We start from the raw sequence: 6193 nt of genomic DNA on the forward strand, positions 1-6193 counted from the left end.
CTCCCCGCGCCGCCAATGCCTTGATAGTCATGCGAGCCTCCTGATCGAGCCGGCTCATGCGCTCCTCCGTGTCGTCCCGTGACACGGTAGGTCGACTTCAACCGGAGGCGACATCTCGTAAATCTGGCCGTCGCCTTACTCACACATTCGCGCGTCGCGCTACAATCTCCTCGTACCTCTGATCGGGAACAGCGAACGGAATGCTCGTACGCCGCTTGAAACCATCAGTGACGTGCTTCTGCATCGGAGGGTGAAAGACTTCGTTCGCAGGCTTTTCCCTGACGCCCATGGGCTCATGGGCACTCTGGCTCGGCTCCCTGATAAGCCGCTGTCCATTCAGGACTATCAAACGCTCGTCGAGCTACATACTCTGCCTGAGCATCGAACACGTGCTGCCGTCCTCCGGCACCTGCCGAATATCCCCGAACACGCCATTCAAACCATTCGGGTGCTCCCCGCCCGCTACGTCTGTCTCCCGGTGCTGAACCGCCTGCGGTCTGTAGAGCAGGCAACGGATTTCGTGCGAGCGGTTGAACTGATCAAGCGCGTCAACATGGGCGTCACAGATGGCAATCTCAGGAAGTCGCTGGACGCCTTACGACCCGGAACCCCACTTCGCAACTGGATAACGCGCTGGTTAGAGAAGGCGACCAACTTTTGGGTGCCAGTTCCGTTCGTTGACCCGTCAGAGATGATCCTGCTCCAAAGTGCTGACGCTATGCGCGATGCTGCAAAACGGTTTGAAAACTGCCTCGAAGGCAAAATCGTTCAATGTGCGCTTGGGCGGGTGCTCTACGTCGAGTATCTGCCGACGCCCTGCATCATTCAACTTGAAAGCCTTTCTGATGGATGGGTATTCGAATCCGTTCATGGAGTGAAGAACACGTCCGTCGATCCCGCAACGACCCAACTTGTACTCAAGAAGCTGCACGCTTGTGGGGTCCAGATCCCGGCGCGGCACTGGCAGGCAGTCCGCTTCAATCGCGTCGCGAGGCTGGCGCGTGTTCTCGATCCTTTCCGCGATCAGGTAGATTTGATCGACAACGAACTCGCCAGTCTGGACGGAAGAATGTTCGATGCCGCGTGAAATCGTTCGAGATCGGGCCGGAAAGGTGTTGGGATGGTACGAGAGCAATGGGGCTTCAGATAGGATCGATGCTCGTGACGCGGGTGGGCGATGGCTTGGCTACTATGACAAGCGGCTCAATGAGACACGAGATGCAGGCGGTCGCCTCCTCGCGAAGGGCAATGTCCTGCCGAGTCTTGTCTTCCGCCCGTGAGGCCCACCATCCATGACCATCCATCCAAATGCCCCTTCTCGACCATCCAAATCGACCACCGCCGATCCTCAGGATCTTCTGACGTTCCTTCTCACGTCCGAACCTTGCCTGAGACGCCGGGACGCTGAGAAAGAGGTTCTAAAACGATTTGGGTGGTGGAATCCCTGGAAGCCAGGGTGGAGACCTCCGGAGTTCTCATCTCCTGATAAAAGTAGTGAGCGAGAGAGTGATGAAGCTCGAAGAGCCACTTACCAAGCCCGCCGTGAGGAGGCTCTTCGGGAAAGACAGCACCGCGAGCGGCATCAGCGCGAAGAAAAGGCTTGGGCGAGGCAAGAACGCAGCGATAGCTCTGATGAGAGAGACAGAGTAGGCAAAAATCTCTTTGAGGAAGGAGACAGGGCCGTTGATGAGTGGACCTCGAAGGCTGCTCGTTCAAACTATGACGATTTCCTCATCAAGGACCATCACACGGCTGACGATGTGGTGCAGTTCCTCTTAGGTGCTCTTAACCAGATGAGGGAAGAGAGAGATGATGCCATATCGCTCATCTCAACTCTAATCGAGGAACGAGCCCTCGCTCGTGCTCGTGTGTCTGTCCAGGGTGATGCCTGCGAGCAGAGGGACACGCTCTACCGTAAGGTTGGGCTGGCTCATGATTGCCCAGACTTTCTCCTGAAAGCTGCCCGGTTAGCATTCCGGAAGGAGTTCCATCCCGATGGCCAACCAGTGGACTGGCGTATCGATGCCGAACGACGGTTCAAGGAGACAGAGGCGACGTTCGAGGCTATTATGCGTCTACGAAGCCGTTAGCCTTCCCTGCACCCGCTACAACCTTCTTTGCTGTCAGGCTCGGTTTGGCATTGAGGCGGTGACGCATCTCCTTGCCAGTCTTGAAAACGGGGACAACCTTTTCAGAGACGGAGACCGCTTTACCCGTGCGCGGATTGCGTCCCGTGCGGGCGTCTCGCTTCTTGACACCAAACGTGCCGAAGCCACGAAGCTCTGCCCTGCCGCCTTGTGCAAGAGCATCAGTGATAGTGTCGAGGATGGCGTTCACGACCATCTCGATGTCACGCTGATACAAATGTGGGTTCTGCTCAGCGAGCTTCTGGACCAATTCAGATTTAATCATGCCTGCCGTAAGTGCCTGCTAACACGGAATTATTAGCAAAATGGGAGAGTACCATCAGACCGTCAAGCAACGGTCCAGGAAGAATGAATAGGTGCTCGCGGGCACCCGCTACTCAAGATCCGTACAGACAATGTGGATTGCGGAGCTAAAACCCGAATCTGCCTCGAAAGCTCGCTCGTCGTCCGTATCATAGAACCGCACGGCGAGAAGGTTGGTTCGGGTAATGCGACTTCCCAGATTGTTCTCCGAAATGTACGCCTCGACGGCTCTTGTTTCGGCAGGCGAAACCAGCGCGGTTTCATCCTGGAATACGGTCGCTTCGTAAAACCAGAATTTGAACGCGACGAGCGCTGCGTCGTCGAGAAAACTGATTGCAATGATCGGATTGGGCGCAGCCTCGCACTGTCTGAGCTTGCGATCTGAAATAATAGTGAGGGCTTGTTCGTAAGTACATCTATCGTAAAGAGTGATCTTAGGGGGTGAAATTTTCATGAAATCCTTTCATATCAAAACTGGCATTGGCTCGATGTAAACCGTAGATGCTCGTTCTTGGACCGATGATCTTGTCTTTGTTGCTTTGCGACGAGGCCAAACAGCCAACTTCAACGGCTGATATCTTGCCTTCGACGTGGGCATAGTTGCGATCATTCCCGGTTGGACAACGGCATAAATCGTGTCCCGCAGGGTGGCGGGATCAATAGGCCGAAGGGTCGTTGGCCAACGCGAGAAGGCTGCCAGGAAATCGACGGGAGCCACGGCCCCAAGAAACACGACGCCGCGCAGCTTTTGATCAGAACCCAACCATACTATCAGCCCGCAGTGCCGCCACCATCGGCTTGATCGACGGCGATAGTCGATCACATTGCGTGCCTCTACGCGCCATGACCAGAAATCAGCCGGGCTTGAAGGCGCAATGTCGATCTCGACGGCACGTAGGCTGTGGTTGCCTACGGCGTGGATGCGCTGGGCAATGCGTTTCACGTAACGCCGGGAACAGGGTGCGCAGTGGATCTGTCCACATCGATTAGCAGAGCAGCATTTTGGTCGCATCTGGTATTTATCCAGATGCGGTAGAACAGGTAGGACCCTTAGGGTGCTGGTTCACACTTCAACTACGTAGCAAGTTGCTGGTCACCAAGGAGCCTGTAGACGCTGGCACGACCGATCCCAAGGCGCTTGGAAATTTCTGATGCACCAAGACCTTGGTCCCGAAGCTCCCGCACCATTGCAGGATCTATGGTGGCAGGCCGTCCCTGATACGTGCGCTCATTCTTTGGCTTGGCCCTGTCGGCAGCTTTTTTAGCCGCGATCCCATCAAGTTGGCGTTCACGACGTAGCCGGGTCTCGAATTCCGAGAAGGCCATAAGGAGGTTCAGAAACAGGTCGGACGTAGGCGATCCATCGAGAATTACGCCTGCTTGATCCACGGCGCGGAAACGTACGCCCTTAGATTTCCACTCAGTGATGATCCGCTGAAAATCGGCCATTGACCTCGCGCATCTATCAATGCGGGTACATATTACCTCGTCGCCGTCGCGGACGAACTGCATGAGGGCCTGAAACTCGGAGCGCCCGTCCAGTGTCGTCCCGCTCTTCTTCTCGGCGAAAATCCGCTCTGCACCGGCTTCCTTAAGTTTGGCGAGTTGCACTTCGAGACTCTGGTCGTCAGAACTCACCCGTGCATATCCGATGATAGCCATGCTCGCCGCCTATTTGTCTCGTATGGGTCTTAGAGAGACATAAGCAGGTGTCTCATAACTGTCAAGCTTACCCAAAAAAGACACTGGCAGCGCAAGGGGATGTCTCAAAATTTGCTGTATCGTCTGGGTTCACCCTAATGAACCATCTTCCTGAGAATAACCGAGGGCCATCCCTGGTCGCGCGGCATCAAACATGTAAAAAGCGGATCATAAAAATGGGGGCACCTACGTGCATTGGGTCAAACCGGCATTTAGCAGATCGCAAGTTGATCGAGCAGGAAAATTCCTCGCTACTGGCGTAGAGCCAAGTCCTGAGACTTCGCAGGCACTAGAGGTCGTGAATAATTGGCGGGCAGCCCATGCTTTCCCACTGAATACAATGCACATCTCTTTGCGCCGCCTCGCAACCGAGGCTGATCCAGACGCGCTCACCGCCCAGCGACTGAAACGTGTAGAATCAATCCTTCGTAAGTTGCAGCGTAACACGCAGATGAGCCTTTGCCGCATGCAAGATATCGGGGGCTGTCGTGCAGTCGTACGCACGGTGGCGGATGTCTACAAGATTAGGGAAAGCTACCGACGTTCCCGCATTAAACATCATCTCGCTAACGAGAAAGATTACATCCAGCAACCAAAAATTTCTGGATATAGAGGTATTCATCTGGTCTATAAGTACAATAGTGACCGGACAGAAACGTATAACAATCAGCAGATCGAGTTGCAGATTCGTTCTGCGATCCAGCACTATTGGGCAACGGCGGTTGAAACGGTTGGAACATTCTTAGATCAATCTTTGAAATCGAGCGAAGGCTCCGAAGAGTGGCTTCGCTTCTTCTCGTACACAAGTTCCTTGTTTGCTCACAAGGAAGGGACGCCTCCGCTCGCGAACGCCCCGAATAAATCAGACCTGATCGTAGCGATCAGAGCAATGGCAGATCAGCTTCGCGTACGGGATACGCTGACCGTGTACCGAAACACCTTGATGATCACGGAGGATCATGAATACCGACGAGCGCACTACTTCCTGCTTCTCTTGGAGCCCGAAGCAGGTAGGCTTGAGGTTCGGAGCTATCGGTCGAGCGAGATCACGAGAGCAGCCGAAGAGTATCTCGAAGTCGAATCGGAGCTAACTAAGAAGCCTGGGGCACAGGCGGTCTTGGTTTCTGTTGAGCACCTTGATTCCCTTCGGCGAGCCTTTCCCAACTACTTCCTCGATACGGAGTCGTTCCTTGGCGAACTTGATGATGTCCTCGGATAGTGACCAATAATCTATGGGTTGAATTCTAACGCTTCGCATCCACGCCATACCAGCACTTCGGTAGGCTCCGGCACTGAGGAGTGGCAGTGCCCATCCTCCGGCAGATGGTGCCTCCGTTCGAGTAAGAGCCTTCGACCATTTCCGTCATGGTTGGCTCGGCCACGTACCGGCTATAAGTTCGCGAACCACGTTCGAGAAGAGGTAGGGCTGTAGCGTTTGAAGTGCTGCCGGACTGATGGTCAGGCCATACTCTGGCTCTGACTTCTTGCCCTCGTAATCTCGATCAGCGAAGGGCGGATTTGGGGTGCGCCAAGCCAGTGAGGGGATTAGATAGAGGTCAGCCTCTGCTCCTTCCGCCAAGTGGACGAGGGCAAGGAATGAATCTGGCCGAATAGCGAAGTGGCGCTTTCTCATGAAGATGTAGCCGGACTTTGCCGCTCGGATCGTCTTCACCTGAACTTCAAGGTATCGCGGTGGATCATTCGGGATGCGGATGAGCGCATCGATTGCACGATCATCCACTTCAGGGGAGTACACATCGAGCCCGGCTCGCACGAAGGCCATCTTGGCGAAATACTCGCCCCATTTCCCAAGACGTAGGGTGTCAAGGTGCGCCCAGGTGGGGACCGCGACCGTCGTTCTTACAAGATCCATGTTTCCCCTGTGCCCGTCTTTGAGATCTTCCCGCTATACTGCCTGACCTGCCACTGAAGTTTCATCCAGCCGCTGTTAGAGCCTCGGCAGGTGATACGCCTTCTGGCGCGACAGGAGCAAGGGGCCAGCGCGCGGAGCCTGTCCGTTGCGCAGCGTGATGGTCCCTTGC

7 protein-coding genes are annotated in these 6193 nt (G+C 55.0%); 3 read left to right on the top strand and 4 right to left on the bottom strand.

Annotated elements, in window-relative coordinates; translation table 11 throughout:
• Nucleotides 1-250 precede the first annotated feature (250 nt).
• Nucleotides 251-1087 carry a hypothetical protein gene (locus FS320_RS36015; protein WP_152717154.1) on the top strand — a complete coding sequence of 279 codons (837 nt, stop codon included), beginning with the start codon at nucleotides 251-253 and terminating at the stop codon, nucleotides 1085-1087.
• A 205-nt stretch (nucleotides 1088-1292) separates the two neighbouring features.
• The gene (locus FS320_RS36020; protein WP_152717155.1) at nucleotides 1293-2090 is read left to right on the top strand and encodes a hypothetical protein; all 798 of its coding nucleotides are present in this window, start codon (nucleotides 1293-1295) and stop codon (nucleotides 2088-2090) included.
• Here FS320_RS36020 and FS320_RS36025 read toward each other — a convergent pair.
• The 3 genes from FS320_RS36025 to FS320_RS36035 all read right to left on the bottom strand — a co-directional run bounded on the left by FS320_RS36025 (nucleotide 2068) and on the right by FS320_RS36035 (nucleotide 4112).
• Nucleotides 2068-2412, bottom strand: coding sequence for an integration host factor subunit beta (locus tag FS320_RS36025; RefSeq protein ID WP_152717156.1), 345 nt, complete (start codon nucleotides 2410-2412; stop codon nucleotides 2068-2070). The two genes, FS320_RS36020 and FS320_RS36025, sit on opposite strands and share 23 nt — an antisense overlap.
• Before the next feature lie 108 nt (nucleotides 2413-2520).
• On the bottom strand, nucleotides 2521-2904 hold the full coding sequence (locus FS320_RS36030) for a hypothetical protein (RefSeq protein WP_152717157.1): 384 nt from the start codon (nucleotides 2902-2904) through the stop codon (nucleotides 2521-2523).
• 620 nt (nucleotides 2905-3524) lie between these two features.
• Complete coding sequence (locus tag FS320_RS36035) at nucleotides 3525-4112, bottom strand: recombinase family protein (RefSeq protein ID WP_152717158.1); 588 nt, start codon at nucleotides 4110-4112, stop codon at nucleotides 3525-3527.
• A gap of 379 nt (nucleotides 4113-4491) precedes the next feature.
• Here FS320_RS36035 and FS320_RS36040 point away from each other — a divergent pair, with 379 nt between their 5' ends.
• Complete coding sequence (locus tag FS320_RS36040; RefSeq protein WP_152717159.1) at nucleotides 4492-5370, top strand: RelA/SpoT domain-containing protein; 879 nt, start codon at nucleotides 4492-4494, stop codon at nucleotides 5368-5370.
• A 144-nt stretch (nucleotides 5371-5514) separates the two neighbouring features.
• Here FS320_RS36040 and FS320_RS36045 read toward each other — a convergent pair whose 3' ends face one another.
• Nucleotides 5515-6024 carry a DUF4365 domain-containing protein gene (locus FS320_RS36045; RefSeq protein WP_152717160.1) on the bottom strand — a complete coding sequence of 170 codons (510 nt, stop codon included), beginning with the start codon at nucleotides 6022-6024 and terminating at the stop codon, nucleotides 5515-5517.
• Between the last annotated feature and the right edge of the window lie 169 nt (nucleotides 6025-6193).

Origin of the sequence: Microvirga tunisiensis, from assembly GCF_009296175.1 — a bacterium.
Lineage (GTDB): Bacteria > Pseudomonadota > Alphaproteobacteria > Rhizobiales > Beijerinckiaceae > Microvirga > Microvirga tunisiensis.

Coding starts and splice junctions, on each gene's coding strand:
- FS320_RS36020 (WP_152717155.1), top strand. CDS start 1,293: ATGACCATCCATCCAAATGCCCCTTCTCGACCATCCAAATCGACCACC.
- FS320_RS36025 (WP_152717156.1), bottom strand. CDS start 2,412: ATGATTAAATCTGAATTGGTCCAGAAGCTCGCTGAGCAGAACCCACAT.
- FS320_RS36030 (WP_152717157.1), bottom strand. CDS start 2,904: ATGAAAATTTCACCCCCTAAGATCACTCTTTACGATAGATGTACTTAC.
- FS320_RS36035 (WP_152717158.1), bottom strand. CDS start 4,112: ATGGCTATCATCGGATATGCACGGGTGAGTTCTGACGACCAGAGTCTC.
- FS320_RS36040 (WP_152717159.1), top strand. CDS start 4,492: ATGCACATCTCTTTGCGCCGCCTCGCAACCGAGGCTGATCCAGACGCG.
- FS320_RS36045 (WP_152717160.1), bottom strand. CDS start 6,024: ATGGATCTTGTAAGAACGACGGTCGCGGTCCCCACCTGGGCGCACCTT.